This window comes from Streptomyces sp. NPDC093795 (genome assembly GCF_044764665.1).
GTDB lineage: Bacteria > Actinomycetota > Actinomycetes > Streptomycetales > Streptomycetaceae > Streptomyces.
In genome coordinates this window covers 314,581-340,374 of the sequence record NZ_JBIWIO010000007.1, presented here as the reverse complement: position 1 = coordinate 340,374, position 25,794 = coordinate 314,581, and the positions used below count along the sequence as shown (strand labels likewise).

Here is a 25,794-nt window from a genome sequence, read left to right as displayed (position 1 = left end):
TCCGGCCGATGCTGTCCGGCATGAGCGACACACCGGTCAAGCAGCAGAACACCGCCGCCTACTACACGCAGGCCGTCCTCTCCTTCGGGCTCGCCCTCGCGGCCGTGTCCATCGGGATCTTCCAGCTGGAGGCGAGCGCCTGGGTGCGCGCCTTCCTCGCCGTCTCGGTCCTCTACCTCACGACCTCGGCCTTCACGCTCGCCAAGGTGGTCCGCGACCGCCAGGAGGCCGGGCAGATCGTCAGCCGCGTCGACCAGGCCCGGCTGGAGAAGCTCCTCGCGGAGCACGACCCCTTCCAGAAGCTCTGAGCCGCCGGGACCCGGCCGTCGGCCGTGACCTCCGAGCCGCCGAGCTCTAAGCGCTTGCTCACCCTCGTTGTATGGTGGCGTCCTGACGGGGTCCGAGGAGGAGTGTGGGATGAGCGCGGCGGAGGAGACCCCCGGGGTCGAGGACATGCCCTGGGGCGAGGTCACGCCCGAGGCTGCCCGGCGGCTGCTGGTGGCCGCCGTCGAGGCGTTCGCCGAGCGCGGCTACCACGCCACCACCACCCGGGACATCGCCGGCCGTGCCGGGATGAGCCCGGCCGCGCTCTACATCCACTACAAGACCAAGGAAGAGCTGCTCCACCGGATCAGCAGGATCGGTCACGACAGGGCCCTGGAGATCCTCACGGCCGCGGCCGACGCCGACGGCACGGCCGCCGAGCGCCTCGCCGACGCCGTCCGCTCCTTCGTCCGCTGGCACGCCGAGCGCCACACGACGGCCCGGGTCGTCCAGTACGAACTCGACGCCCTCGGCCCCGAACACCGCGCCGAGATCGTGGAACTGCGCCGCAGGTCGGACGCCGTGGTGCGCCGCGTCATCAACGAGGGCGTGGCGGCGGGCGAGTTCGACGTGCCCGACGTGGCCGGCACGACGGTCGCCGTGCTCTCCCTCTGCATCGACGTCTCGCGCTGGTTCAACACCCAGGGCCGCCGGACGCCCGACGAGGTCGGCGCGCTCTACGCCGACCTCGTCCTGAGGATGGTCGGCGCTCAGAAGTAGTAGCGGGAGACCGACTCGGCGACGCAGACCGGCTTCTCGGCGCCCTCGCGCTCCACCGTCACCGCCGCCGTCACCTGCACGCCGCCGCCCGCCTCCTCGACCTTCGTCAGGACGGCCGTGGCCCGCAGTCGCGAGCCGACCGGCACGGGAGCGGGGAAACGCACCTTCTCCGTGCCGTAGTTGACGCCCATCTTCATGCCCTCGACCGTCAGGAGCTGCGGGACGAACAGCGGCAGCAGCGACAGGGTCAGATAGCCGTGCGCGATGGTCGTCCCGAACGGGCCGGAGGCCGCGCGCTCCGGGTCCACGTGGATCCACTGGTGGTCCCCGGTCGCCTCCGCGAAGAGATCGATCCGCTTCTGGTCGATCTCCAGCCAGTCGCTGTGTCCCAACTGCTCGCCGACCCCCGCGCGCAGCTCCTCGGCGGAGGTGAAGATCCTCGGCTCGGCCATGTTCCTGTTCCCTTCGGTACGGCATACCCAACGGTCGGTATCTAAGCGCTTGCTCAGCATGTGGGGGTGAGGGGGGCGCTGTCAACGGACGGGCGGGGGTGGCCGGTCGACGGACCAGTAGGGTCGCGGGGTGCCGCAGATTCCAGAGAAGATCCACGAACTCACCGTCGGCCAGCTCTCCGCCCGTAGCGGGGCCGCCGTCTCCGCCCTCCACTTCTACGAGGCGAAGGGGCTCATCAGCAGCCGCCGCACCACCGGCAACCAGCGCCGCTACGGCCGCGACACCCTGCGCCGGGTCGCCTTCGTCCGCGCCGCGCAGCGGGTCGGGATCCCGCTGGCCACGATCCGTGAGGCGCTCGCCCAGCTCCCCGAGGAACGCACCCCCACCAACGACGACTGGGCGAAGCTCTCGGCCGCCTGGCGCGCCGAGCTCGACGAGCGCATCACCCAGCTCGGCCGGCTCCGCGACCACCTGACGGACTGCATCGGCTGCGGCTGCCTCTCGCTCGAGACCTGCGTCCTGTCCAACCCCGACGACGTCGTCGGCGAACGCATCGCGGGCTCCCGCCTGCTGCCGGTCCGCCGGCCGGGCCCGGACGCGCCCTAGCTGCCGAGAGCTGTCGTCACGAGCTCGGCGTTGGAGCGTGCCGGGGTGCCGTCCGGCAGCAGCAGGGTGTCCTCGAACCCGATCCGGGCCGCGAGGCCGAGACGGCGGGCGAGCCGCAGCACCGGCCACGCGCCGCCCTCCTCGCCGTGGAGCAGCACCGGGACGCCGGGCGGGAGGACGAGCGCCGCCAGGAGCGAGCGCGCGGCGGCCTCGATCTCGGCCTCTGTCTTCGTCTCCGGGTACGGCACTGCCGCGGCGATCCGCCGTACCCGGGGCGCGAGGGGGGAGCGGGCGAACCGGGCCGGGCCGTCCGTGCCCGACCGCAGCGCGGCCTCGACCCCGACGCCCCGCTGGAGGAGCGCCGCCGCCACCTCCTCGGCGTCCGGCTCGTGCCAGTCCACCGACACGAGGTCGGGCAGCACAGGCCAGGAGTGGATCCGCTCCACCCGGCACCCCGGATCGGTCTCGGCGGCCACCGCCGTCGCGACCCGGACCCTGGCGCCCGCGACGCCGTCCGCGGCCGCGGTACGGGTGCCGACCGCGGCCCGGACCGCGTCCAGGAGCGGGGTGAGCACCCGGGGCGAGAGCGAGGACGCCCCGCACGGCGTACGGGCGTACACGCGCACCTCCCGGGCCCCGGCCGCCACCGCCCGCGCCGCGGACTCCGCGAGCGACTCCGGCGACACCGGGACCGCCGCCGAATCACCGGGCCCGCGCAAGCCGTTGAGACACGCCTGAAGCACCTGAGTCACCTGGGGCACCTGAGACGCCTCAAGCACCTGAAGCCCCCGAGCGCCCGTGGCACCCGAGCCCCCGTGGCACCGGACGTACCAGGCACACCTGACGCACCGGACGCCCCAGCCGCCCCGCTCACGCCGCCGACGCCAGCGACCTGTTCCGTTCCCCGCGGGCGCGGGCCAGCGCCCCCGAGGTGAGCACCGTACGCGGCACGCCCACCCCGCAGTCCCCGCAGACCGGGCCGAGCCACGGCTCGTACGGCTCGGCGGGACCGGCCCACTCGATCCGCGGCCCCGCGCACACCGGGCACCGCTCACCAGGCCCGCGCTCCAGGGCCGTGATCAGCCGCCGCAGCACCTCCGGCAGCGGGTCCGACGGGTGCACCGCGGGATCACCGCACCGCACCACCCCGTTGCCGCCCCAGACCCGGCGGTGCCAGTCGTCGACCGCCCCGAGGCCGCGCAGGCCCTCCTGCTTCTCACGCCGCCGCCGGGCGGCGAACTCCTCCTCGTACGCGAGCCACACGGCCCGCGCCTCCTCCAGCTCGTCGAGCGCGGCGATCAACCGCCCCGGGTCCAGCTCCCGGTCCTCGGGTCCGAACCTGTGCCGCCGGCACAGGTGGTCCCACGTCGCCCGGTGCCCGTACGGCGCGAACCGCTCCAGGCATTTGCGCAGCGAGTACCTGCGCAGCGCCGTGTCGCACCCCGGATCGCGCACCTGTCTCGCGAGACTCCGGAAACCGGCCATCTCCCGCCACCTCCGTCGCTGGTCCTTCCGCGGTATCAGAGGGACGAACGAGCGGCCCGCCGTGTTCCATCGAAATTCGGATGGCAGCCATCACTGGTGCGCGAGAGGCCCCTGACACCCGGCGGAACGCATGCGTCCGCCAAGGCCGCGCAAACCTCTGAGCGGACCCCTGACCAGGCCCTGACCAGGCCCTGACCAGGCGTTCGACCAGGCATCCGCCCAGGCCCTAGCGGCCCGCCCGTGCCGCCGACACCACCACCCGGGCCAGCTCGGGACGGCAGATGTCGCTGTGCGAGAGAACGACCTCCGCCGCGTCCACGCTCACGCACCCCGACGCCGGCACCCCCTCGCGCAGGACCGCCGCCAGGGTCCGTACCACCGTGCCCGGTACCGCCTGGACGCCGTCGTGACCGATCGCGCCCCAGCGCGGATCGCCCGAGCCCAGCAGGCCGGGCGCGGCGGCCCCGAGCGACTCGGAGTCGCGCGCGAGCCGGGACGCCAGCGGGTACATCACCCCGAGTGCCGTGTCGTGCCGCGAGTAGCAGGCCACCAGGGGCCCCCTGACCCGCTCCTGCATGTCCCGCAGCGAGCCGGACCGCCGGGGGTCGTGCGGCAGCCGCCCCGCGAACGCGTAGTGCGAGAAGGCGCCCTGGAGGAGGGTCACGGAGGCGACGGGACGAGCCCCGGAGGGCAGCCCCTTCAGCGCGTGCGCGACGAGCCGGGCGCCCATGCTGTGGCCCACGAGATGGACGCGGAGGCCGGGGGCGGCCCGGGCGACCTCACCGAGCAGGGGCCCGAGCCCGGACTCGCCGACCTGCCCGGCCCGCTTCTTCATCACGTAGTACGTGGCCTGCCGAAGCGCCTCCCGGCCGCCCTTCCAGTACCGCGTGAGGCCCTCCCCGAAGCCCTCCGTCGGTACGGCGCCCCCGCCCCCCTCCAGCGCCTCCGTGAACAAGGCGCAGACCTCCACCGGGTCCGCGACCAGGAACTCCGGCACCGGCTCCCCGGGCCCGGCGGCGCTCTCCCGGTCGCCACCGCCGGACACGTCCGTCAGCTCCCGCAGCAGCGCCCCGAACTCGGCGAACGCGCCCGCGTCCGCCGGTGCCGTGACGAGGAGTTCGGTGATCCGGTCGAGGACCGGTTCCTTCTCCGGGAGGACCGTCACGAGGGCCCGGTAGTCGGGGACCGGCTCGCCGGTGAACATCATCGACGGCCACATCACCCCCGCGTACCCGACCTCGGTCCCGGGGGCGAGCAGGCCGGGGAAGGGAGCGAAGAAGTCGGAGCAGAGGCGGGTGGCGCCGGAGGGCGAGTTGTTCCACCCGTGCGCGAGGACCACCAGGTCGGTGACCCCTCGCCGGGCCAGTGCGGCGAGGGCCGCGGTCTGCCCCGGCGGCCCGTCGCCCTCCTTGTCGAAGCTGATCTCCTGGTACGGCTCCACACTCATCCCGGCCACGGCCCGACCGTCCCTCCACGTCGAGGGGGCCGCGACGCCGGGTGCGCCCGTGCGCGGGCGGCGGCTCCAAGGCCAGCATGCCCGCGCACGGCCCCGTCCAGACGCGCGGCGCGCTGTCAGCGCAGCCGGGCCGCCGTGATCCGGGGGAAGTGGACGAGGAGGTCGTACGCGGTGGAGAGGCGGACCGGGGCGACGGCGCCGGGCCACGGGTACGCGGTCCCGATGCCCCGGGTCGGCCGGTGCGTGCCGAGCCAGTCGCGCGCCGCCGGTGTCGTGCGCCTGAGGTCCAGGTAGAAGGCGCCGGGCGCGACCCGGTCGAGGGTGTGGGCGCTGCTGTCGGGACCGAGCGCGCCGACGGTGAAGGGCCGCAGCGGCTCGCCCGGGGCCTCGGTGTCGTGCGCGTTGAAGGAGCCCTGTCCGAAGGAGGTGCCGACGCTCACGTAGTCCCGGCCGAGGGCGTCCCGGAGGAAGGCGCCCTGGAGCCGCGGGTACTGGTCCGGCTTCGTGGTCTCGTAGCCGACGTGCCCGTTGTGCGCGGAGAGCAGGATCCGGTCGCCGGTCCGCCGCTGCCACCACACGGTGTTCTCGGCCATGACCCGGTCGCGGTAGAGCATCGCCTCGGCGACCCCGGTGTCCGTCAGGATGTCGTGGGCGTACTCGGTGCCGACCTGGGCGATGGATCGCGCGTGCTGGACGGCCCACGCGGCGGCCTCGCGCGCGCGTGCGTCCGTCCCGGGGCGCTGCCGCTCCAGGAGGGCGAGGGCGGTGTTCACCTCGGCGGCCATCCGCTGCCGTTCGGGCCGCGGCTTCTCCATGTACCCCTTCATCCACGCCTCCACCTCGCCGGTGGGGCGCGAGGCCCGGTACAGCTCCTGGAAGCGGGGGAGGAGCGCCGGGTGGACACGGGACACGTACGAGGTCACCTCGTCGAAGACGTTCACGCCCGCGTAGCCGAGGTCGTTGCCCATGAAGCGGACCTGGTGCCCGGGGTGGAGCTGGTTGTGCCGCCGCATCCACTGGAACAGGTCGAGGTACTCCTCGGTGTTCCAGAGGCGGTACGACTCCTGGAACTCGTCCCGCATGATCTTCCGGATGTCGCCGCGGCCGGTGCGCACCCACTCGTCGACGAGCAGTCCGGTCGACCAGTTGGCCTCCAGGGCGAAGGTGGTGAAGCCCCGCCGCTCCACGAGGTGTTCGAAGATCCGGTGCTTGGCGGTGAAGAACTCCGCCGAGCTGTGGGTGGCCTCGCCTATCCCGACGACCTTGGCCGAGCCGATCATCCGGTCGAGCGGGCGAAGATCGGTCAAGGGCTGTGCGGTCCGGGCGAGTTCACGTGCGGGATCGGGCGCGGCCGGGGCCGCGGTGGCGCCGGCGGCGGGCGCCAGGGTGCCGAGACAGGCGGCGAGCAGGAGTCCGACGAGGGGCAGCCGGCGGCGTAAGGAGAAGTTCATGGGGCCAGCGTGGTCGGCGAGACGCCTGGGGAACATCCCGCCCGCACCCGTTCCGACCGGGGGACAGCCCCCGGTCGCCCTCGCCTCACCGGTAGAGCAGGTACTCCTTCCGTACCGCCCGGAACGCCGCCAGGTCGGCCTGCCACGCCCCCACGGTCTCGTCCACGCCCGCGCCGGCGTCGATCATGGTCCGTACCCGGGTCGACCCGGTCAGCTTGTCGATCCAGTGGTCCGCCCGCCAGGCGAAGCCGGACCACGAGCTCCGGGCGGTGACCAGGAGCGCGATCCCGGTCCGTACCGGGTCGAAGGAGTCCCGGTCGTGGACGTGCAGCTGCACCCCGCCCACCGTCTTCCCCTGGAACTTGGAGAAGGTCGGCGCGAAGTACGCCTCACGGAACCGCACCCCGGGCAGACCGAGCGCGTTCGCCGCATCCGCCCACCGCCGGTCGATCCCCTCGGCGCCGAGGAGTTCGAAGGGGCGGGTGGTGCCCCTGCCCTCGGACAGGTTCGTCCCCTCGAAGAGGCAGGTGCCGGAGTACACGAGCGCGGTGTCCGGCGTCGGCATGTTGGGGCTGGGCGGCACCCATGGCAGCCCCGTCGCGTCGAAGAAGTCCGTACGCCGCCACCCCGACATCCGTACCGTCTCCAGGGCGAGGGGCGCGGTCAGGAACTCGCCCTCGAAGAGACGGGCCAGCTCGGCCACCGTCATGCCGTGCGCCTGCGCGATCGGCTCGCGTCCGACGAACGTGGCGAACGCCCGGTCGAGGACCGGGCCGAGGGCCGCCCGCCCGGTCACCGGGTTCGGCCGGTCCAGGACCACGAACCGCTTCCCGGCGAGGGCGGCGGCGGCCATGCAGTCGTACAGCGTCCAGATGTAGGTGTAGAAGCGGGCGCCGACGTCCTGGATGTCGAAGACGACGGTGTCCACCCCGGAGGCGGTGAAGACGTCCGCGAGCGGCTGTCCGCTCTTCAGGTACGTGTCGTAGACGGGCAGTCCGGTCGCCGGGTCGTCGTACCGCCCCTCGGAGCCGCCCGCCTGGGCCGTGCCGCGGAAGCCGTGTTCGGGGCCGAAGACGGCGACCAGGTCCACCCGCTCGTCGGCGTGCATCACGTCCACGATGTGCCGCGCGTCCCGGGTGACGCCGGTCGGATTGGTGACGACGCCGACCCGCTCGCCGTCGAGGAGGGCGTACCCGTCGGCCGCGAGCCGCTCGAACCCGGTGCGTACCCCGTGCCGGCCCGACCGCTCCCCGGCCGCCGAGGCGGGCTCCGAAGCGGTGGCCGCGCCGGCCTGCGAAGCCGATGGCGTGGCCGCCGCAGCGGTGGGCGCGGTGGCCGCCACCGCCCCGAGCGCGCCTCCGGCGGCCAGCAGACTCCGTCGCGACAGGCTCATGCGGAAACCTCCTCGATCGCCGTCCCCGGCCGGGGCGCGTGACATGGGCACGCACGCTAGCGCTCCTGACGCCCCCGGGGAACGAGGCGTGCGGGACCCGCCGGGTCCGGCTCGTCCGTCACCCCCACCCGGTCCCTTCCCTCCCGACATACCGACCGGTTAGTCTGCCGGTCGACAGGTCAGGGTCGTCGTCGCGGAGAGGTGGATCACGCCATGGGTGCGGGTACGAGCGGGAGCACGGACGCGAGCGGGAGCACGGGCGTCGTCCGGGGCGCCGGAGTGGTCGTCACGGGAGCGGGCGGTGGCATCGGCGCCGCCCTCGCCCGCCGGTTCGCCGCCGAAGGGGCCCGGGTCGTCGTCAACGACCTCGACCCCGTCCGCACGAAGGCCGTCGCCGAGGAGATCGGCGCCCTCGCCGTCCCCGGTGACGCCTCCGCCGTCGTCGACGAGGCCCGCGAGGCCCTCGGCGGCACCGTCGACGTCTGGTGCGCCAACGCCGGTCTTTCCTCGCCCGGCGACGCCTTCGCCGACGAGGACGTGTGGGCCGCCGCCTGGGACGTCAACGTCATGGCCCATGTCCGCGCGGCCCGCGCCCTCCTCCCGGAGTGGCTGGAGCGCGGCAGCGGCCGGTTCGTCTGCACCGTCTCCGCCGCCGGACTGCTCACCATGATCGGCGCCGCGCCGTACAGCGTCTCCAAGCACGGCGCGTACGCCTTCGCCGAATGGCTCTCCCTCACCTACCGGCACCGCGGCCTCAAGGTCCACGCCATCTGCCCGCAGGGCGTCCGTACGGACATGCTCACCGCCGCCGGAACGGCCGGCGAACTCGTCCTCGCCCCCACCGCCATCGAGCCCGAGGACGTCGCCGACGCCCTCCTCGACGCCGTCGCGGCCGACCGCTTCCTCGTCCTGCCGCACCCCGAGGTCGCCGGCTACTACCGCAACCGGGCCACCGACCCCGAGCGCTGGCTCTCCACCATGAACCACGTCCAGCAGGCCTGGGAGACGGGCACCCGATAGCCCTCGTCGGCGCGGACCCCGGCGGATGGGAAGATCTACCGGCGGGAACACGTTCCCCATGACCGAAAACGATCACCACGGAAGGCGGCGGAGCATGGCCAGGACGACGGACGGGAGCGGCACCCCCGTCCCCCAGAGGCTCCTCGCCGCCGCCACCCGGCTCTTCGCCGAGCAGGGCTACGACCGCACTTCCGTCCAGGAGATCGTCGAGGCCGCCGGGGTCACCAAGGGCGCCCTCTACCACTACTTCGGCTCCAAGGAGGACCTCCTCCAGGAGGTCTACTCCCGCGTCCTGCGCCTCCAGCAGGAACGCCTCGACGCGTACGCGGACGCCGACGCGCCCATCGAGGACCGGCTGCGCGACGCCGCCGCCGACGTCGTCGTCACCACCATCGAGAACCTCGACGACGCCGCCATCTTCTTCCGCTCCATGCACCACCTCAGCCCGGAGAAGAACAAGCAGGTCCGATCCGAGCGCCGCCGCTACCACGAACGGTTCCGCGCCCTGATCGAGGAGGGTCAGCAGGCCGGGGTGTTCTCCTCGGCGACCCCCGCCGACCTGGTCGTCGACTACCACTTCGGCTCGGTGCACCACCTCTCCACCTGGTACCGCCCGGACGGCCCGCTCACCCCCGAGCAGGTCGCGGGCCACCTCGCCGACCTCCTGCTCAGGGCGCTCCGGCCGTAGGGCCGGACGCGACGGAGGGGCCCACGACCGAACGGTCGTGGGCCCCTCCCTCGTGCAGCCACCGCTACAGGTACTTCTTCAGCTCCCGCCGCGCCAGCGACCGCTGGTGCACCTCGTCCGGCCCGTCCGCGAGCTTCAGCGTGCGCGCCGCCGCCCACAGCTCGGCCAGCGGGAAGTCCTGCGACACCCCGCCCGCCCCGTGCGCCTGCACGGCCTTGTCGATGATGTCGACGACCGCGCGCGGAGTCGCGATCTTGATGGCCTGGATCTCGGTGTGCGCGCCACGGTTGCCGACGGTGTCCATCAGCCAGGCCGTCTTGAGGACGAGGAGCCGCAGCTGCTCGATCGTCACCCGGGCGTCCGCGATCCAGTTCTGCACGACGCCCTGCTGGGCGAGCGTCTTGCCGAAGGCGGTACGGGAGACCGCGCGCCGGCACATCAGCTCGACGGCCCGCTCGGCCATCCCGATGAGCCGCATGCAGTGGTGGATGCGGCCCGGGCCGAGCCGGGCCTGCGCGATGGCGAAGCCGCCGCCCTCCTCGCCGATCAGGTTCGCGGCCGGGACCCGCACCCCGTCGAAGAGCACCTCGGCGTGGCCGCCGTGGGAGTGGTCCTCGTACCCGTACACCCGCATCGCGCGCCGCACCTCGACACCGGGGGTGTCGCGGGGCACGAGGATCATCGACTGCTGGCGGCGCGGGTCGGCGCCGTCGGGGTCGGTCTTGCCCATCACGATGAAGATCGCGCAGTCGGGGTTCATGGCCCCGGAGATGTACCACTTGCGGCCGTCGACGACGTACGAGTCGCCGTCGCGCCGGATCCGCGTCTCGATGTTCGTCGCGTCGGAGGAGGCGACCTCGGGCTCGGTCATCGCGAACGCCGAGCGGATCTCGCCCGCGAGGAGCGGCTCGAGCCACTGCTTCTTCTGCGCCTCGTCGGCGAACTGGGCGAGCAGCTCCATGTTCCCGGTGTCCGGGGCGGCGCAGTTGAGGGCGGTCGGGGCCAGGTGCGGGCTGCGGCCGGTGATCTCGGCGAGCGGCGCGTACTGGAGGTTGGTGAGCCCCGCCCCGTACTCCTCGTCGGGAAGGAAGAGATTCCACAGGCCCTGCCGCCTGGCCTCGGCCTTGAGCTCGTCGACGACCGCCGGGGTGTCCCAGGGGGAGGCGAGCAGGGCGCGCTGCTCCTCGGCGACCACCTCGGCCGGGTACACGTGCTCGTCCATGAAGGCGAGGAGTTTCGCCCGCAGTTCCTCGGTGCGGGCGTCGTACGCGAAGTCCATGACGGATCAGCCTTCCTGGAGGGTGGTGAGGCCGTGCTCGATGAAGACGGGGACGAGGTCGCCGATGCGGTCGAAGCCCGCGCCGACGGTCTGCCCGAGGGTCCAGCGGTAGTGGATGCCCTCCAGGATCACGGCGAGCTTGAACCAGGCGAAGGCCGTGTACCAGGCGAGGGCGGAGGTGTCGCGGCCCGAGCGGGCCGCGTAGCGCTCGACGAGCTCGGCGGCGCTCGGGTGTCCGGGGGCCGTGGCGGTCGTGGAGACGGGGGAGTCCGGCAGGTCGAGCGGCGTGCTGTACATGACGAGCAGACCGAGGTCGGTGAGCGGGTCGCCGAGGGTGGACATCTCCCAGTCGAGGACGGCCCGGATGCGGTCGTCGCCGTCGATGAGGACGTTGTCGAGCCGGTAGTCGCCGTGGATCACCGTGGGCGCCCCGGACGGCGGGAGCGATCGGCCGAGGGCGGCGTGCAGCTCGTCGATCCCGGCGAGTTCACGGCCGCGCGAGGCGTCGAGCTGCTTGCCCCAGCGGCGCAGCTGCCGGTCGAGGAAGCCCTCGGGGCGCCCGAAGTCGCCGAGACCGACGGCGGCCGGGTCCACGGCGTGCAGGTCGACGAGGGTGTCGACCAGGCCGAGGAGGGCGGCGCGGGTGCGCTCGGGGCCGAGCGGGGCGAGTTCACGGGCCGAGCGGTACGGCGTGCCCTCGACGAACTCCATGACGTAGAAGGGCGCCCCGAGCACGGAGTCGTCCTCGCAGAGCAGCAGCGTCTCCGGGACGGGTACGTCCGTGCTGTGCAGGGCGCTGATGACGCGGTGCTCGCGCCGCATGTCGTGGGCGGTGGCGAGGACGTGGCCGAGCGGCGGCCGGCGGACGACCCAGCGCCCGGCGCCGTCGGTCACGACGTACGTCAGGTTCGACCGGCCGCCCTCGATCAGCCGGGCTTCGAGGGGGCCGGACACCAGGCCGGGGCGCTCGCGGTCGAGGAAGCGGCGCAGCTGCTCGGGGTCGAGGCCTGGCGGCGGGGCGGAACTCATACGTACGTACCTCCGGATCGGCTTCGGTCGGCGTTCATGATGACCGACCAGTCGGTATGTCGTCCAGAGGGGGCACGGGAAAGCCCTGCCGGGCTCTGGTGTCGAGTCGTATCCCTGAATAGGGTTCACATATGGATGCGAAGCTGATCGTCGACGAAGTCCGGCTGACCCCGATCCTCATCTCCGACCCGCCTCTCCTCAACGTCCAGGGAGTCCACCAGCCCTACACGCCCCGGCTGGTCGTCGAAGTGATCACCCGGGGAGGGGTCAGCGGCCTCGGGGAGACATACGGCGACAGCGTGTACCTGGACCTCGCCCGGCCGCTGGCCGAAGCGCTCCCGGGCCACCCGGTCACGGACGTGAACGCCCTCTTCGCCCTGGCCGCAGCAGCGGCGCCGGCCGGGGCCGTCCAGGAACCGGACGCGGGCGTCGACGCCGCCGGACTGCGCGGGGTCCGCACCGCCGACAAGCTCCGCCTCTCCGTCGTCTCCGCCTTCGAGACCGCCTGCCTCGACGCACTCGGCAGGACGCTCGGCCTGCCCGTCCATGCCCTGCTCGGCGGCAAGGTCCGCGACACCGTCGAGTACAGCGCCTACCTCTTCTACCGCTGGGCTGCCCACCCGGACGCGGGCGGCCGGGACCTGCCGACGGACGACTGGGGTCCGGCCCTCGACCCCGCCGGAATCGTCGCCCAGGCCCGCCGCTTCGACCGCCTCCACGGCTTCCGTTCCTTCAAGCTCAAGGGCGGGGTGTTCGAGCCCGAGCAGGAGATCGCCGCGATCCGCGCGCTGGCCGAGGCCTTCCCCGGCCGCCCGCTGCGCCTCGACCCCAACGGCGCCTGGTCCGTGGAGACCTCGCTCGCCGTGGCGCGCGAACTCGAGGACGTACTCGAATACCTGGAGGATCCCGCGAGCGGCACCGACGCCATGGCCGGGATCGCCGCCCGCACCGACGTGCCGCTCGCCACCAACATGTGCGTGACCACCTTCGAGGAGGTCCCGGAGGCCTTCGCGAAGGGGGCGGTACGGATCGTCCTGTGCGACCACCATTACTGGGGCGGGCTCGGGCGCACCCGCGAACTGGCCGCGCTCTGCCGGACGTACGGCGTCGGGCTCTCCATGCACTCCAACACCCACCTGGGCATCAGCCTCGCCGCCATGACCCAGGTCGCCGCCACTCTGCCCGCGCTCCATCACGCCTGCGACACCCACTACCCGTGGCAGACCGAGGACGTCGTCACCACCCGCCCCGTCTTCCGCGACGGACACCTCACCGTCTCCGACGCCCCCGGCCTGGGCGTCGACCTCGACCGCACGGCACTCGCCGCCCTCCACCGCCGCTGGCTCGAAGACGACGGCACCCTACGAAACCGCGACGACAGGGCGGCGATGCGACGATCGACCCCGGAATGGCAACAGCGCACGTGGTGACGGGTGCCTCCTGCCCCCCCCGTGTGGGCAATCGTCCCGCAGGGCGGGACGGGTGGGCACACGGGACGGCGCGCCGGCGAGCGCCCCCGCCCCTGGTCCCCGCCGCCCAGAGGCCCCGCACGCCAACAGGACCCCGCACACAGGCCTCGCCGCCGCGCGCTCAAGCGCTACGCGTGACAGGCCACCGGCACCCCACCATTCATCGCCGCCATGTCGCCGAACACCACGGCCGGGTCCAGCGGGCAACCCTCCGGCAGACCCTCGAGCTCCGCGTACGCCCGGTGCAGGTTCGCCACGAGCCGCTCGCTCTCCCGCCACGCGGCGAACTCGCCGAGCTCCGCCCGCCGCGCCGTCTCCAGCGGCGCCGCCCCCCTCGCGTACCCCTCGGCGGCCAGCTCCCGCACCCAGAGCAGATACCGCTCCGTGGTGTCGTACACCGAGGGGTCGGCCACCGGCCCGTGCCCCGGGACGACCGTCGGCGCGTCGAGCGACCGCAGCAGCTCCAGCGCGCGCAGCGACCCGGCGAGCGAACCCATCGGCACGAACGGCGTCCCGCCGTGGAAGACCAGGTCACCGGTGAAGACCACGCCCTGCGCGGGGAGATGCACGATCGAGTCGCCGGTGGTGTGCGCGACGCCCGGGTGGATCAGCCGCACCTCGATGTCCCCGACGTACAGCGTCAGCCGTTCGCGGTAGGTGACGGACGGCGGCAGGATGTCGACCTTGCCGAAGTCGGTCCGCGGCCACAGGAGATGGAGCTGGTGGCCGGCCGCGAGCTGCTCGCTCCGGCAGTTCTCGTGCCCCACGATCCGCGCCTCCGGCAGGAACACCCCGTTGCCGTAGGTGTGGTCGCCGTGGTGGTGGGTGGAGACGACGGTCCCCGGCAGCGGAAGTCCCTCGGCGAGCACCGCCTCGCGCAGCAGCCGCGCCCGCCGCTCGGTGGCGGCGGTGTCGACGAGCAGCGACTCGCGCGCGTCGCCGAGGAAGCCGGCGTTGTTCAGGCACCACCCGCCGTCGGGCTGGACGAAGGCGTGGACCTTCGGAGCGAGCGCGACCACATAGGGATCGGTGGCAGACACAGGAGTTCCCCCGGTTGAGAGCCCGACTGGACAGGCGCAGCCTGCCAGTCGGCCCGAGCCCGGGGGAAGTCGGCACGGCTCAGTGATCGTCCCAGTGGCCGTCGTGGGCCGCGTGCCGGTGCCCGTCGTGCACGTAGTCGACGTGGTTCCCGTGCGTCACCGCCTGGTGTCCGCACTCCGGCCCGTGCTCGTGCGCGTGCCCGTCGTGGGCGACGTGGCCGGACTTCTCGCACTCGTCCCAGTGTCCGGAGTGCTCGCGGTGCAGATGCCCGTCGTGCGCGTAGTCGACGTGGTCCTCGTGGGTCACCGCCGGGTGGCCGCAGTCCGCGCCGTGGGTGTGGGGGTGCGTGGGGTGTTCGCTGTGGAGAACGGTCATGACATGGCCTCTGTGAGGGGTCGGCTGACACACCCCAGGCTAGCCGCGAATGCACTGCTGGTCCCGGTTTGCCCCTCCCGTCCGGCCTGTCCGATCCGCCCAACCTGTCCGGCTCGTGTCGTGCCTGTCTCCCCGGCCCACGGGCCCCGGGTCACCAGATCATCGCCGCCCCGAAGACGGCGAGCGCGATCGTGCACACCGTCGCGAACAGCGCGCCCCGGTGCGAGAGGGGCCGCGGCCTGGCCGCGCTCAGGGACCGGATCCGGCGATGGGCGACGGCCAGGAAACCGATCCACACGAGCGCCGAGAGCGCGAGCCCGGTCAGCCCCACCGCCGTGACGTCGCCGTGGACGGCCAGTTTGACGGCGAGGACCGCCACCACCGTGCACGACAGGGTCGTACGCCGCCACGCGAGCCGCGTCCGCTCCGGCTGAAGCCCGGGATCACGTGCCTCGGCCGCCCCGGCCCCGGGATCACGCGCCTCGGCCGCCCCCGCCCCGGGATCACGTGCCTCAGCCCCGCCCCCCGGATCGGAGCCCTCCGTCACCGCCCCGTCCAGCCGAAGACCACGACCACCACCATCGTGAGCGCCACCACCGCCACGGCGAGGCTCAGCAACGCCGGGAACCGGGACCCGGGCAGATCCTCGCCGCGCCGCATCGCCCGCTCGCAGCGCACCCAGTGGTTCACCGCCCGCAGCGCGCACAGGACCCCGGCCGCGAGCAGCGCGAGCGCCAGCCCGACCCGCACGCCCCAGCGCAGGTCCGGCAGGAACTGGTCCACGGCGAACCCGCCGCCGACCAGGGCGAGCGCGGTCCGGATCCAGGCGAGGAAGGTCCGCTCGTTGGCGAGGGAGAAGCGGTAGTCGGGGGTCTCTCCCTCGTCCCGGATCCGCTGCGGGGCGAACCACAGCCGCAGGCTCTGTACGAAGTCGCTCACACGTGCACCCTAACGGCCGGCCCCGCGCCCGCCGCCCGCCCCACGGTCCCGCAGCCGCTCATACGCGTCGAGCCCGTCCGGCACCCACTCCCAGGTGCCGAGCCGCTCGGCCAGTTCCCCGTCGGTGAGGAAGCCGTGCCAGGCGACCTCCTCCACCTGAGGGTGGACGGGCAGCTCGCAGCGGACCTCGTACACCGCCGACCACCACTTCCCGGCCACGCCCTCGGAGTCGTACAGGAAACGCATGACCGGCTCGGGCCGGGGCAGCCCGGAGACCCCCAGCTCCTCCTCCGCCTCCCGCAGCGCGGCCTCGTCGTAGGACTCGCCCGCGCCGACGACCCCGCCGACGAACATGTCGTACAGGGAGGGGAAGACCAGCTTCGTCGGGGTCCTGCGATGGACGAAGATTCGGCCCTCGGCGTCCCTGACCCGGACGAAGACGCAACGGTGGATCAGGCCTCGCGCGTACACCTCACCGCGCGGGGCCTGTCCGATCACCCGGTCGTGCTCGTCGACGACATCGAGAATCTCCTCAGCGGCGCTCATGCCCCCATCCAAGCAAAAGCGCCGACGGGCCTCACTGCCCCATGACGTACTTGACCGTCGGGCCGGTGGTCCAGCCGCCGTCGACGGCGAGTTCGGCGCCGGTCACGTACGAGGCGGCGTCCGAGAGCAGGAAGACGACCGCGCCCGCGATCTCGTCGGCCTCGCCGACCCGGCCCATCGGCGTGTTCGGGTACTTGCCCTCGCCGCGTTCGATGCCGACGGAGGCCGTCATCGGGGTGTACGTCATGCCCGGGTGGACGGAGTTGACGCGGATGCCCGCCGTTCCGAGCTCCACCGCGCCGATCTTCGTCAGCCCCCGCACACCCCACTTCGCGGCGCCGTATCCGGCGGTCAGGGCCAGGCCCATCAGGCCGGCGGCCGAGGAGATGTTGACGATCGAGCCGCCGCCCGCCTCCCTCATCGCCGGTATCGCGGCCTTCATGCCGATGAAGACGCCGGTCAGGTTGATGTCGAGGACCTTGCGGAAGCGCTCGACGGACTCGCTCTCCAGGAAGCCGCCGGTCGAGATCCCCGCGTTGTTGACCAGGCCGTGCAGCCCGCCGAACTCCGCCACGGCGTACGCGACGGCCGCCGCCCACTCCTCCTCGGAGGTCACGTCGTGGTGGAGGAAGCGGGCCCGCTCGCCGAGCGCGTCCGCGGTCGCCCTGCCCTCCTCGTCCAGGACGTCGGTGATCACGACGTTCGCGCCCGCCGCCACCGCCTGCCGGGCGGCCTCGGCCCCCAGGCCGCGGGCGCCGCCGGTGATGAGCACGGTCCTGCCGGTGAGGTCGTTCATGGAAGATCCTTTCGGGGAAGGGGAGGTGCCTGCTCCGGCTGCGCGGCACGCAGCAGGGCGGTGGTGGTCTCGACCAGATCGGCGAGGAAGAGCGCCTCGCCGGTGAGGGGTTCCGTGCCGTCGAGGTACTGCCGGGCCCGGTCCGCCATCGCCGCGCCCACCACGGTCAGCGCCAGGTCGAGACGCTCCAGGAGCAGGGGCTCCGGCAGCCCGTCGACGGCCAGGCGGTCCGTGATCCGCTCGATCAGACGCCAGTAGCCGGTGCCGGCGAGCGTGGGATGGGGGGTGCGGGCGCGCACACCGCTCTCATGGCTGAGCTGCGCGGAGATCCGCAGACAGCGCCGCCCCGACTCGGTGCCCAGCTCGCTCGCCTCCGCCGTGACGAGGGCCGTGACCAGGGCGCGCAGCTCGTCGGGGGCCGCCGCGAGCAGCGGGGCGAGCACACTCTCCGTACGCGCCTGGCGGCCTCTCATCACCGCGTCGAGCAGCCCGGCCCGGGAGCCGAAGTGGTACTGCACGGCAGAGGGGTTGGCCTGCCCGGCGCGGCCCACGATGTCCCGCAGCTGCGCCCCGAGCACGCCCTGGGCGGCGAAGAGTTCCTCCGCCGCACGGATCAGCTTCTCCCGGGTCTCGGGCCCCGATGTTCTCGCCATGGACTCATATTAATGCCGGACATTAGAAAACGGGAAGGGTCGCCGATCGGTGAAACGGTTGACTCGATACATTCGTGTATCCAAGATGCGGTCCATGTCCTACGACGCTGATGTGATCGTGATCGGGGCCGGCCTCGCCGGGCTCGTCGCCACCGCCGAGCTGGTCGCCGCCGGCCGCACCGTGATCCTGCTCGACCAGGAACCCGAACAGTCCCTCGGCGGCCAGGCCCACTGGTCCTTCGGCGGGCTCTTCCTCGTCGACTCGCCCGAGCAGCGCAGGATGCGCGTCAAGGACAGCCACGCCCTCGCCCTCCAGGACTGGTACGGCACCGCGGGCTTCGACCGGACCGAGGACCACTGGCCGAGGAAGTGGGCCGAGGCGTACGTCGACTTCGCCGCCGGAGAGAAGCGCTCCTGGCTCCACGCGCGCGGGGTGCGCTTCTTCCCCGTCGTCGGCTGGGCCGAGCGCGGCGGCTACGACGCCAACGGCCACGGCAACTCCGTACCCCGCTTCCACATCACCTGGGGTACGGGCCCCGGCCTCGTCGCCCCCTTCGAGCGCACGGTCCGCGAGGGCGTCGCCCGGGGCCTCGTCCAGTTCCGCTTCCGCCACCGGGTCACCGCCCTCGGCCGCACCGCCGGAGCCGTCGACACCGTCACCGGCGAGATCCTGGAACCCTCCACCGCCGCCCGGGGCACCGCCAGCACCCGCACCACCACCGGCACCTTCGAACTCCGCGCCCAGGCCGTGATCGTCACCTCCGGCGGCATCGGCGGCAACCACGACCTGGTCCGCGCCCAGTGGCCCGAACGCCTCGGCACCCCGCCCGCCCGGATGCTCTCCGGCGTGCCCGCCCACGTCGACGGCCTGATGCTCGGCGTCGCCGAGAAGGCCGGCGCCCGGCACATCAACCGCGACCGCATGTGGCACTACACCGAGGGCATCGAGAACTGGAACCCCATCTGGGCCCGGCACGGCATCCGCATCCTGCCCGGACCGTCCAGCCTCTGGCTCGACGCCACCGGCAAGCGGCTGCCCGTCCCCCTGTTCCCCGGCTTCGACACCCTCGGCACCCTCGAACACATCACGCGGACCGGCCACGACCACACCTGGTTCGTCCTCGACAAGAGGATCATCGGCAAGGAGTTCGCCCTCTCCGGCTCCGAACAGAACCCCGACCTCACCGGCAAGTCCGTCCGGGACGTCCTCGGCCGCGCCCGCGCCGACGTGCCGGGCCCGGTCCAGGCGTTCATGGACAAGGGCGTCGACTTCGTCGTCGAGAACGACCTCCCGGCCCTCGTCCGGGGCATGAACGCGCTCACCGACGAGCCCCTCATCGACGAGGCGGCCCTCCGCCGCGAGATCACCGCCCGCGACCGCGAGATCGCCAACCCCTTCACCAAGGACCTCCAGATCACGGCGATCCGAGGCGCCCGCAAGTACCTGGGCGACAAGCTCATCCGCACGGCCGCCCCGCACCGCATCCTCGACCCCAAGGCGGGCCCGCTCATCGCCGTCCGCCTCAACATCCTCACCCGCAAGTCCCTCGGCGGCCTGGAGACCGACCTCGACTCCCGCGTCCTGACGGAGGACGGCGAACCCCTGGAGGGCGTGTACGCGGCCGGCGAGGCGGCCGGCTTCGGCGGCGGCGGAGTCCACGGCTACCGCTCCCTGGAAGGCACCTTCCTCGGCGGCTGCATCTTCTCGGGCCGCGCGGCGGGCAGGGCGGCGGCGAGGGCGGTCGGCTGACGCGAGGCCCCGGACCGGGGCAAGATGACGGCGTGACAAAACGTGTACTGCTGATACTCGTCGGCGGCGTCGTGGCCCTCGGCGGCCTGGCGGCCTTCCTCGTCCTCCAGGGCCTGGACGCCGCCGACAAGTGGAGCAGCGTCCTGAGCCTGTTCTTCACGATCGCGGGCTGCGCGCTGACCCTGGTGGGCCTGCTCAACCGCCCCTCCGCGCAGTCGGCGGACCAGACCGTGACCGGGGGATCGCTGCACCAGATCAGGAACGTCACCGGCGACGTGGTGATCGGGACCGGCGGCGCCACGACCGCCCCTCCGACCGCCTCCACCCCTGCCGAGGGGCAGGGCGCCGGGACGCAGTCGGCCCACGGAGCCCGGACGGCGGGGGACCTGCACCAGATCGACGGGGTGGGCGGCTCGGTCCGCATCGAAGCACCGCCGTCCGCCACGCCGTGAGGGGCTTCTTCCAGCGCCGGAAGGCGGCGCAGACGGCGTCGGGAGCCACGGTCCAAGGCCCCCTCACCCAGATCAGCGGCGTACAGGGCGATGTCCACGTCACGCTCGCATCGGTCCCACCCCAGCACGGATCACCGGAGATCGAGGCGGCCCGAGAGGCCTACGCCACCCGCGTCCGCCAGCGCTACGGCCGCCTCGACCTGGAGGTCCTCACCCCGCTCCGGGAGCAGGACGAGCGCCCGGTCCTGCGGCTGCGGGACGTCTTCGTCCCCCAGTCCGTACGGGCCGACCCGCCGCCCGTCGAACTTCCCCAGGAGCTGCTGCGCCGTCTCATGGACCCCGCGGAGGCCGAGCTCCACGACCTGCCGCCCGGCATCGACCGGGAGACGGTCGACCGGGTCCGCCGCGCGTACCAGGAGCGGCCACCGCTGCCCGTACTCGACGTCCTGACCACGCCCAAGCACGACCGTGTCGTCCTGCTCGGCCACCCGGGCTCCGGCAAGTCCACCCTGGCCCGCTACCTGGCACTCGTCCTCACCTCCCCCGAACCCCCGCCGGGCCTCGACGCACTGCACGGCAGCCTCCCGCTCATCGTCGAACTCCGGGAGTACGCACAACCCGCCTGGCGCGAGCGGACCTTCGAGGACTTCCTCGCCCACCAGTACGCGACGGAGGGACTCGGGCTGCCGCCGGAGACGCTGACCGCGCTCCTCGCGGGGGAGGGTCCGTACACCGCCCTCGTGATCTTCGACGGCCTCGACGAACTCTTCGAGAAGGACATCAGGGACGCGGTCACCCGCCGGATCGCGGGCTTCGCCGCCCGCCACCCCCGGGCCCGGATCGTCGTCACCTCACGCGGCTACGGCTACCAGCGGGCCGTCCTGGACGGCGCGGGGTTCACCAACTTCATGCTCCAGGAACTCGACCGGGAGCAGATCGGCGCGTTCGCGGGACAGTGGTTCGCGCTCGCGTGCCCGGACGACCCGGATCAGGCCCGGAAACTGATCGAACGCGTCACGACGGCCGTCGACGCGTCCACCTCCGTCCGGGAACTCGCGGGCAACCCGCTGATCCTCACGATCCTGGCGATCATCGGCCGCCGCCGTGAACTCCCGCGCGACCGGCGTACGGTGTACGAGCACGCGGTCGAGGTCCTGGTGGAGCACTGGGACCCCAGCAAGTACCTCAGGGACCGTCAGGTCGAGGAACACCTCCCGTACCTCGGCCCCGAGGACAAACGCGAACTCCTGCGCCTCATCGCCCGCCAGATGCAGGAGGGCCACGGCGGCATCTCCGGCAACCACATCGCGGGCCCGGACCTCCTCAGGAGCTTCGAGGAGTACCTGAAGGACCGCTACGCCCTCCCGCCGGACCGCGCGGCGACGGCGGCCCGCGTGATGCTCGACCAGTTCCGCCACCGCAACTTCATCCTCAGCCGCTACGGCGGCGAGATCTACGGCTTCGTCCACCGCACGTTCCTGGAGTACCTGGCGGCGACGGACCTGGCCCACCGCTTCCACCACGAACGAACCCTGTCGGAGGAGGACCTCCAGGAGCTCTTCGCGACGAAGGTCCACGACCCGACGTGGCACGAGATCCTGCTGTTGCTGGTGGGGCTGCTCGACGAGCGCTTCGTGGCGGGGGTGATCGACCGGCTGCTGGCGCCGAAGCTCATCGAGACACCGGTGGGAGACCGTACGGACGGGGCCTTCGCCGGAGTGGCCTTCGTCGCCCGCTGCCTGGCGGAGACCCGCCGCATCGGGGCATTGGCCCCGCAGAGCAGGGCACTGGTGCGGCGGACGATCCGGCTGTTCGAGTTCACCCGAGAGCTGGGCGTCGCCACCTTCCATCCCTCCGAGCACGTGAAGTCCCTGGGGCCGACGCTGACGTCTCTCGGCGCCGACTGGGCGGGCCGGGACGACTATCTGCGGTGGTGCGAGTCGTGGACCCGAGGGGACCGGGAGGATTGGCTGGTGCTGGACGGCTCCATCAGCCGGCTCGCCATGCGGATCCACCTGTTCCTGCACGGTGGTGGGGAGCCGCCCAGCACCGAACTCCTCGCCGACACAGCCCTGACCGGATCCGGCAGGGCGGCGCGGCTCAGTGCGGCGGGCCTGCTCATGGACAGGGCGGGCCGTGACACGGCGTCGGGGGAGCGGCTGGCGCACTGCCTTCGGCAGGAACCGAGTGCCGCGATGAGGGCGGCGCTCATGAGACGCCTGAAGTACAGCGAGGACGCCGCCCCCGACTGGGTGGCCCGGCTCGCCGTGGAGCGGCTCGGTGACGCGGACACGGATGTGCGCGAAGCGGCGCTCGAATGTCTGGAGCGTCACCGGATCGCCACGCCGGAAGCCCGGGTCGCGCTCGACGGGTTGCGCGACGATCCCCACCTGCGTGACCCGGTCGTACGGGCGCTCGCCCTGCACGCCGAGGACGGAACAGAAGCGGTCGAGCTGCTGCGGTCCGCGCTGGAGGACGTCGATCCCGTGCTCCGCGGTACGGCACTGACCGCCGTGGTGACGAGGACCGGCGACGAGCCGGCGGTCCGTGCGCTCGTCCAGGACCTGCTGAGGAAGGACGGCAGCCCCGAGGTGGTGTCCGCCGCGATCGACGCCGTACGGGAGATCGGGTCGGACGAGCCGGGCACGCACGCGCACCTCTGTGAGCTGACCCGGCACGAGCACCTCTCCGTGCGCTGGGCCGCCCTCCGCTGCCTGGCCGAGGCGGGGATCCCGGACGGGCCGTTGGCAGACCTGTTCACTGATCGGCTGACGTGCGACGAGTTCGGCTGGATCCGTCAGTACGGCTTGGATCTCCTGGTGGCACACGGCGAGAACGAGGTGGCGGTCCGGGACTTCCTCTTCGACCGGGGTCGGAACGACGTGAGTCCGGAGGTCCGCGCCCAGGCTCTGATGTGGCTCGAGTCCCTGGATCACGAGGGGGCGCACGGCCTGGCCGTCGACCTTGCGCGGAACCACCCCGACGCGGACGTGCGCGTCGCGGTGGTCGGACACTTGATGACCGAGGACGACGACGGCGTGGAGGCGGTGCGCCTGGCCCACGACCTCGCCGTGCGGGACGAGGCGGGTGAGGTACGGGCCACCGTCCTGGGGTACCTCCTGGAGTGCGCCGGCGGCCCTGAGCTGGCGGCCCTGGCCCAGGACCGTGTCGCCCACGACCCCGACCCCTCGGTCCGGCTCACCGCCTTCCGGGTCCTCGCGGACCTCCGCCGCGACGACCCCGAGCTCCTTCCCCTCCTCCGCCGGGCAGCCGCGACCGACGACCACCGGGAGATCCGAGAACTCGCGCAGCGCCTCCTCACGGTCCTCGCCCCTCAGCCCTCCTGAATCAACTCCACCACCCTGAACCGCTCCACCACCACCATCGTCGAGTCGTCCACCGTGAACCCGGGGTCCCCCAACCCCTCCCGCATCTCCGCGCTGTGCCAGAAGCGCTCGTGCGCCTCCCGCCAGTCCGCGACCGACAGGAAGCCCTCGCCCTCGTCGAGCGCGAGCCGCAGGTCCGCCTCGCCCAGGGGCAGGACCTGGACCTCCGTCACCTCGACGACCGCGACCTCGCGGCCGTCGGAGTCGATGAGCGCCGAGCGTTCGCCGGGCTCCGGCAGTTCCTCGTTCTCGATCTCGTACTCCACGAGGAGGCCCGTCGTGGCGACCTTCTCGCCGGAGAGGACCGCGGCGACGAGCCGGTCCCGCAGCGGACCCGGGAAGGCGAGGAGGAAGGGCTTGAGCGCGTGAGGGCCGGTCATGGCCGACAGTCTGTCAGCCACGACCGGCCCGCACGGGTGTACGCACCGTTCAGGTCACAACACCAGCGACAGCAGCAGCACGAACACGATGCCGACGACCGAGATGATCGTCTCCATGACCGACCAGGTCTTGATGGTCTGGCCGACGCTCATGCCGAAGTACTCCTTCACCAGCCAGAACCCGGCGTCGTTCACGTGGCTGAAGAAGAGCGAACCCGCGCCGATCGCGAGCACGAGCAGCGCCGTCTCGCTCGTCGACATGCCCGCCGCCAGCGGAGCGACAAGCCCGGCCGCCGAGATCGTCGCCACCGTCGCCGAGCCCGTCGCGAGCCGGATCGCGACCGCGATCAGCCAGGCGAGGAGGAGCGCCGGGATCGACCAGTCCTTGGAGAAGTCCAGGATCATCTGGCCGACGCCGATGTCGATGAGGGTCTGCTTGAAGCCGCCGCCCGCGCCGACGATGAGCAGCACGCCGGCGATCGGGGCGAGGGACTTCTCGACGGTCGAGGAGAGCCGTTCCTTGGTGAAGCCGGCCGCGCGGCCCAGCGTGAACAGGGCCACTATGACGGCGGCGAGCAGCGCGATCAGGGGCGAGCCGATGACGTCGGTGACCTTCTGGACACCGTTCTCCGGGTCGTCCACGACGATGTCGACGAGCGCCTTGACCAGCATCAGGACGACCGGCAGCAGCACGGTCGCGACGGTGACGCCGAAACCGGGGCGCTTCTCCAGGTCCTCGGAGGGCCGGGCGGGGATCATGTGCTCCGGGGCCGGGATGTCGACCCAGCGGGCCGCGTACCGGGAGAAGAGCGGACCGGCGATGATCACGGTCGGGACGGCGACGACGAGACCGAGCGCGAGGGTGACACCCAGGTTGGCGCCGACCGCGTCGATCGCGACGAGCGGGCCGGGGTGCGGCGGGATCAGCCCGTGCATGACCGACAGACCGGCGAGGGCCGGGATGCCGATCCGCATCAGGGAGTAGTTGCCCCGCTTGGCGACCATGAGGACCACCGGGATCAGCAGCACGATGCCGACCTCGAAGAACAGCGGCAGGCCGATCACGGAGGCGATCAGGACCATCGCCCAGGGCATGGCCCTGCCGCTGGCCCTGGCCAGGATCGTGTCGACGATCTGGTCGGCGCCGCCCGAGTCGGCGAGGAGCTTGCCGAGGATCGCGCCGAGGGCGATCAGCACGCCCACACCGGCGACGGTGCTGCCGAGCCCGGCGGTGAACGACTTGATGGCGTCGGCGAGCGGCGCCCCGGCGAACGCGCCGAGCGCGAGCGAGCCGATGGTCAGCGCCAGGAACGCGTGCAGCTTGAACTTGGTGATGAGCAGGACGATGACGGCGATGCCGGCGAGCACGGCGATCCCGAGCTGGGCGTTGCCTGCCGAGGTGATCGGTTCGGCGGCGTCCGCTGCCAGGATCTCGACGCTGAGACTGGTCACGGTGGAGTCCTTCGTACGAGCGGGGGAAGGGGACGGGGTACGGGAGTCAGCGGACGGCGAGGCCGCGCAGCGCGACGACGGCCCGGGCGGCGATGTCCTCGGGGGTGCCGGAGACGTCGACGGCGACACCGGCCTCGTCGTCCTGCAACGGCTGCAGGGTGACGAACTGGGAGTCGAGGAGCGCCGTCGGCATGAAGTGCCCCTCGCGGGAGCCCATGCGCCGCTCGATGAGCTCCCGGTCGCCGGTCAGATGGAGGAAGACGACACCGGGCGCCGCCGCACGCAGCCGGTCCCGGTAGACCCGCTTGAGGGCGGAGCTGCTCACCACGCCGCCGAGTCCGGCCCTGCTGTGCGCCCAGGCGCCGATCGCGTCGAGCCAGGGGCCCCGGTCCTCGTCGTCCAGGGGGACGCCGGCCGACATCTTGGCCACGTTGGCCGGAGGGTGGAAGTCGTCGCCCTCCGCGTAGGGGAGGCCGAGGGCTTCGGCGACCAGCGGGCCGATCGTGGTCTTGCCGGTCCCGGCGACGCCCATCACGACGACGACTGTCCTCGTCCTGGGCTGGGGGGTGGTGCTCATGGGTGGTGCCTCGCTGTCTTCTTCGACATCGATCCGTCGCGCCCATGAAACCCATTGGGTACGACGTATTCAAG

Annotated in this window: 27 protein-coding genes; 9 read left to right on the top strand and 18 right to left on the bottom strand. The window is 72.6% G+C overall.

The genetic code is table 11. The features are described from left to right. The first annotated feature begins 20 nt into the window (after nt 1-20). Nucleotides 21-308 (top strand): YiaA/YiaB family inner membrane protein, encoded by a 288-nt coding sequence (locus tag ACIRB7_RS21210; RefSeq protein WP_351217703.1) that lies wholly within the window; start codon nt 21-23, stop codon nt 306-308. Nucleotides 309-417: 109 nt separating this feature from the next. Next, a complete protein-coding gene (locus tag ACIRB7_RS21205; protein WP_403600716.1) occupies nt 418-1,044 on the top strand; it encodes a TetR/AcrR family transcriptional regulator in 627 nt (208 codons plus the stop codon). Here ACIRB7_RS21205 and ACIRB7_RS21200 read toward each other — a convergent pair. Then, a complete protein-coding gene (locus ACIRB7_RS21200) occupies nt 1,035-1,496 on the bottom strand; it encodes a MaoC family dehydratase (protein WP_403600713.1) in 462 nt (153 codons plus the stop codon). The genes ACIRB7_RS21205 and ACIRB7_RS21200 overlap by 10 nt on opposite strands. A gap of 130 nt (nt 1,497-1,626) precedes the next feature. Here ACIRB7_RS21200 and soxR point away from each other — a divergent pair, with 130 nt between their 5' ends. Further along, nucleotides 1,627-2,103, top strand: coding sequence for a redox-sensitive transcriptional activator SoxR (soxR, locus tag ACIRB7_RS21195; protein ID WP_403600711.1), 477 nt, complete (start codon nt 1,627-1,629; stop codon nt 2,101-2,103). Here soxR and ACIRB7_RS21190 read toward each other — a convergent pair. The 5 genes from ACIRB7_RS21190 to ACIRB7_RS21170 all read right to left on the bottom strand — a co-directional run bounded on the left by ACIRB7_RS21190 (nt 2,100) and on the right by ACIRB7_RS21170 (nt 7,888). Continuing rightward, a complete protein-coding gene (locus ACIRB7_RS21190; protein ID WP_403601051.1) occupies nt 2,100-2,846 on the bottom strand; it encodes a 3-keto-5-aminohexanoate cleavage protein in 747 nt (248 codons plus the stop codon). The genes soxR and ACIRB7_RS21190 overlap by 4 nt on opposite strands. 127 nt (nt 2,847-2,973) lie before the next feature. Next, entirely contained in the window at nt 2,974-3,588 is a 615-nt protein-coding gene (locus ACIRB7_RS21185) for a hypothetical protein (RefSeq protein ID WP_403600709.1), read from the bottom strand. Nucleotides 3,589-3,814: 226 nt separating this feature from the next. Further along, a complete protein-coding gene (locus ACIRB7_RS21180; protein WP_403601048.1) occupies nt 3,815-5,035 on the bottom strand; it encodes an alpha/beta hydrolase in 1,221 nt (406 codons plus the stop codon). Nucleotides 5,036-5,160: 125 nt separating this feature from the next. Beyond that, the gene (locus tag ACIRB7_RS21175; RefSeq protein ID WP_403600707.1) at nt 5,161-6,495 is read right to left on the bottom strand and encodes an erythromycin esterase family protein; all 1,335 of its coding nucleotides are present in this window, start codon (nt 6,493-6,495) and stop codon (nt 5,161-5,163) included. 85 nt (nt 6,496-6,580) lie between these two features. Beyond that, complete coding sequence (locus ACIRB7_RS21170; RefSeq protein WP_403600705.1) at nt 6,581-7,888, bottom strand: exo-beta-N-acetylmuramidase NamZ domain-containing protein; 1,308 nt, start codon at nt 7,886-7,888, stop codon at nt 6,581-6,583. 213 nt (nt 7,889-8,101) lie between these two features. Here ACIRB7_RS21170 and ACIRB7_RS21165 point away from each other — a divergent pair, with 213 nt between their 5' ends. Together ACIRB7_RS21165 and ACIRB7_RS21160 are read left to right on the top strand one after the other, a co-directional pair. After that, complete coding sequence (locus ACIRB7_RS21165; protein WP_403600702.1) at nt 8,102-8,908, top strand: SDR family oxidoreductase; 807 nt, start codon at nt 8,102-8,104, stop codon at nt 8,906-8,908. 94 nt (nt 8,909-9,002) lie between these two features. Then, nucleotides 9,003-9,596 (top strand): TetR/AcrR family transcriptional regulator, encoded by a 594-nt coding sequence (locus ACIRB7_RS21160; protein ID WP_403600699.1) that lies wholly within the window; start codon nt 9,003-9,005, stop codon nt 9,594-9,596. Between the two features lie 64 nt (nt 9,597-9,660). On the opposite strand, the gene ACIRB7_RS21155 is transcribed toward ACIRB7_RS21160, so the two are convergent. Both ACIRB7_RS21155 and ACIRB7_RS21150 read right to left on the bottom strand, forming a co-directional pair. Continuing rightward, a complete protein-coding gene (locus tag ACIRB7_RS21155) occupies nt 9,661-10,875 on the bottom strand; it encodes an acyl-CoA dehydrogenase family protein (protein ID WP_403600696.1) in 1,215 nt (404 codons plus the stop codon). Between the two features lie 6 nt (nt 10,876-10,881). Beyond that, nucleotides 10,882-11,904 (bottom strand): phosphotransferase, encoded by a 1,023-nt coding sequence (locus ACIRB7_RS21150; protein ID WP_403600693.1) that lies wholly within the window; start codon nt 11,902-11,904, stop codon nt 10,882-10,884. A gap of 131 nt (nt 11,905-12,035) precedes the next feature. On the opposite strand from ACIRB7_RS21150, the gene ACIRB7_RS21145 reads away from it, so the two are divergent. Beyond that, nucleotides 12,036-13,334, top strand: a complete 1,299-nt coding sequence (locus ACIRB7_RS21145; protein WP_403600690.1) for an enolase C-terminal domain-like protein — start codon at nt 12,036-12,038, stop codon at nt 13,332-13,334. Between the two features lie 167 nt (nt 13,335-13,501). Here the strand turns inward: ACIRB7_RS21145 and ACIRB7_RS21140 are convergent, their stop codons facing one another. The 7 genes from ACIRB7_RS21140 to ACIRB7_RS21110 all read right to left on the bottom strand — a co-directional run bounded on the left by ACIRB7_RS21140 (nt 13,502) and on the right by ACIRB7_RS21110 (nt 17,723). Further along, nucleotides 13,502-14,413, bottom strand: a complete 912-nt coding sequence (locus tag ACIRB7_RS21140; RefSeq protein ID WP_403600687.1) for an MBL fold metallo-hydrolase — start codon at nt 14,411-14,413, stop codon at nt 13,502-13,504. A 79-nt stretch (nt 14,414-14,492) separates the two neighbouring features. After that, the gene (locus tag ACIRB7_RS21135; protein WP_403600684.1) at nt 14,493-14,789 is read right to left on the bottom strand and encodes a hypothetical protein; all 297 of its coding nucleotides are present in this window, start codon (nt 14,787-14,789) and stop codon (nt 14,493-14,495) included. A 151-nt stretch (nt 14,790-14,940) separates the two neighbouring features. Further along, nucleotides 14,941-15,336: a DUF202 domain-containing protein gene (locus ACIRB7_RS21130; protein WP_403600681.1), complete on the bottom strand. Its 396-nt coding sequence runs from the start codon at nt 15,334-15,336 to the stop codon at nt 14,941-14,943. After that, on the bottom strand, nt 15,333-15,728 hold the full coding sequence (locus tag ACIRB7_RS21125) for a DUF202 domain-containing protein (protein WP_351217672.1): 396 nt from the start codon (nt 15,726-15,728) through the stop codon (nt 15,333-15,335). Before ACIRB7_RS21125 ends, ACIRB7_RS21130 begins: the two co-directional genes overlap by 4 nt. Nucleotides 15,729-15,737: 9 nt before the next feature. Further along, nucleotides 15,738-16,274 (bottom strand): NUDIX domain-containing protein, encoded by a 537-nt coding sequence (locus tag ACIRB7_RS21120; protein WP_403600676.1) that lies wholly within the window; start codon nt 16,272-16,274, stop codon nt 15,738-15,740. Nucleotides 16,275-16,305: 31 nt separating this feature from the next. Next, nucleotides 16,306-17,070: a glucose 1-dehydrogenase gene (locus tag ACIRB7_RS21115; protein WP_403600673.1), complete on the bottom strand. Its 765-nt coding sequence runs from the start codon at nt 17,068-17,070 to the stop codon at nt 16,306-16,308. Beyond that, nucleotides 17,067-17,723, bottom strand: coding sequence for a TetR/AcrR family transcriptional regulator (locus ACIRB7_RS21110; protein ID WP_403600670.1), 657 nt, complete (start codon nt 17,721-17,723; stop codon nt 17,067-17,069). Before ACIRB7_RS21110 ends, ACIRB7_RS21115 begins: the two co-directional genes overlap by 4 nt. 94 nt (nt 17,724-17,817) lie before the next feature. Here ACIRB7_RS21110 and ACIRB7_RS21105 point away from each other — a divergent pair, with 94 nt between their 5' ends. From ACIRB7_RS21105 to ACIRB7_RS21095, 3 genes are read left to right on the top strand one after another with little or no spacing between them, the layout of a single operon-like run. Further along, nucleotides 17,818-19,473: an FAD-binding dehydrogenase gene (locus ACIRB7_RS21105; protein ID WP_403600667.1), complete on the top strand. Its 1,656-nt coding sequence runs from the start codon at nt 17,818-17,820 to the stop codon at nt 19,471-19,473. Nucleotides 19,474-19,505: 32 nt separating this feature from the next. After that, nucleotides 19,506-19,925 (top strand): hypothetical protein, encoded by a 420-nt coding sequence (locus ACIRB7_RS21100; protein ID WP_403600664.1) that lies wholly within the window; start codon nt 19,506-19,508, stop codon nt 19,923-19,925. Beyond that, entirely contained in the window at nt 19,922-23,272 is a 3,351-nt protein-coding gene (locus ACIRB7_RS21095; RefSeq protein WP_403600662.1) for a HEAT repeat domain-containing protein, read from the top strand. The genes ACIRB7_RS21100 and ACIRB7_RS21095 overlap by 4 nt, the downstream gene beginning before the upstream one ends. Here the strand turns inward: ACIRB7_RS21095 and ACIRB7_RS21090 are convergent. Genes ACIRB7_RS21090 through ACIRB7_RS21080 form a run of 3 tightly spaced genes read right to left on the bottom strand, consistent with a single transcriptional unit; the run spans nt 23,260 to nt 25,720 of the window. Beyond that, nucleotides 23,260-23,691 carry an ASCH domain-containing protein gene (locus tag ACIRB7_RS21090; protein ID WP_403600660.1) on the bottom strand — a complete coding sequence of 144 codons (432 nt, stop codon included), beginning with the start codon at nt 23,689-23,691 and terminating at the stop codon, nt 23,260-23,262. The genes ACIRB7_RS21095 and ACIRB7_RS21090 overlap by 13 nt on opposite strands. Nucleotides 23,692-23,745: 54 nt before the next feature. Further along, entirely contained in the window at nt 23,746-25,143 is a 1,398-nt protein-coding gene (locus ACIRB7_RS21085; protein WP_403600657.1) for a gluconate:H+ symporter, read from the bottom strand. A 46-nt stretch (nt 25,144-25,189) separates the two neighbouring features. Further along, on the bottom strand, nt 25,190-25,720 hold the full coding sequence (locus tag ACIRB7_RS21080) for a gluconokinase (protein ID WP_403600654.1): 531 nt from the start codon (nt 25,718-25,720) through the stop codon (nt 25,190-25,192). Nucleotides 25,721-25,794 lie beyond the last annotated feature (74 nt).

Excerpts from the sequence above, each read along its gene's own strand:
- ACIRB7_RS21170 (WP_403600705.1), bottom strand. The coding sequence starts at position 7,888 with ATGAGCCTGTCGCGACGGAGTCTGCTGGCCGCCGGAGGCGCGCTCGGG.
- ACIRB7_RS21205 (WP_403600716.1), top strand. The coding sequence starts at position 418 with ATGAGCGCGGCGGAGGAGACCCCCGGGGTCGAGGACATGCCCTGGGGC.
- ACIRB7_RS21180 (WP_403601048.1), bottom strand. The coding sequence starts at position 5,035 with ATGAGTGTGGAGCCGTACCAGGAGATCAGCTTCGACAAGGAGGGCGAC.
- ACIRB7_RS21135 (WP_403600684.1), bottom strand. The coding sequence starts at position 14,789 with ATGACCGTTCTCCACAGCGAACACCCCACGCACCCCCACACCCACGGC.
- ACIRB7_RS21080 (WP_403600654.1), bottom strand. The coding sequence starts at position 25,720 with ATGAGCACCACCCCCCAGCCCAGGACGAGGACAGTCGTCGTCGTGATG.
- ACIRB7_RS21210 (WP_351217703.1), top strand. The coding sequence starts at position 21 with ATGAGCGACACACCGGTCAAGCAGCAGAACACCGCCGCCTACTACACG.
- ACIRB7_RS21150 (WP_403600693.1), bottom strand. The coding sequence starts at position 11,904 with ATGAGTTCCGCCCCGCCGCCAGGCCTCGACCCCGAGCAGCTGCGCCGC.
- ACIRB7_RS21105 (WP_403600667.1), top strand. The coding sequence starts at position 17,818 with ATGTCCTACGACGCTGATGTGATCGTGATCGGGGCCGGCCTCGCCGGG.
- ACIRB7_RS21145 (WP_403600690.1), top strand. The coding sequence starts at position 12,036 with ATGGATGCGAAGCTGATCGTCGACGAAGTCCGGCTGACCCCGATCCTC.
- ACIRB7_RS21120 (WP_403600676.1), bottom strand. The coding sequence starts at position 16,274 with ATGAGCGCCGCTGAGGAGATTCTCGATGTCGTCGACGAGCACGACCGG.
- ACIRB7_RS21090 (WP_403600660.1), bottom strand. The coding sequence starts at position 23,691 with ATGACCGGCCCTCACGCGCTCAAGCCCTTCCTCCTCGCCTTCCCGGGT.
- ACIRB7_RS21110 (WP_403600670.1), bottom strand. The coding sequence starts at position 17,723 with ATGGCGAGAACATCGGGGCCCGAGACCCGGGAGAAGCTGATCCGTGCG.
- ACIRB7_RS21200 (WP_403600713.1), bottom strand. The coding sequence starts at position 1,496 with ATGGCCGAGCCGAGGATCTTCACCTCCGCCGAGGAGCTGCGCGCGGGG.
- ACIRB7_RS21175 (WP_403600707.1), bottom strand. The coding sequence starts at position 6,495 with ATGAACTTCTCCTTACGCCGCCGGCTGCCCCTCGTCGGACTCCTGCTC.
- ACIRB7_RS21115 (WP_403600673.1), bottom strand. The coding sequence starts at position 17,070 with ATGAACGACCTCACCGGCAGGACCGTGCTCATCACCGGCGGCGCCCGC.
- ACIRB7_RS21160 (WP_403600699.1), top strand. The coding sequence starts at position 9,003 with ATGGCCAGGACGACGGACGGGAGCGGCACCCCCGTCCCCCAGAGGCTC.
- ACIRB7_RS21155 (WP_403600696.1), bottom strand. The coding sequence starts at position 10,875 with ATGGACTTCGCGTACGACGCCCGCACCGAGGAACTGCGGGCGAAACTC.
- ACIRB7_RS21165 (WP_403600702.1), top strand. The coding sequence starts at position 8,102 with ATGGGTGCGGGTACGAGCGGGAGCACGGACGCGAGCGGGAGCACGGGC.
- ACIRB7_RS21185 (WP_403600709.1), bottom strand. The coding sequence starts at position 3,588 with ATGGCCGGTTTCCGGAGTCTCGCGAGACAGGTGCGCGATCCGGGGTGC.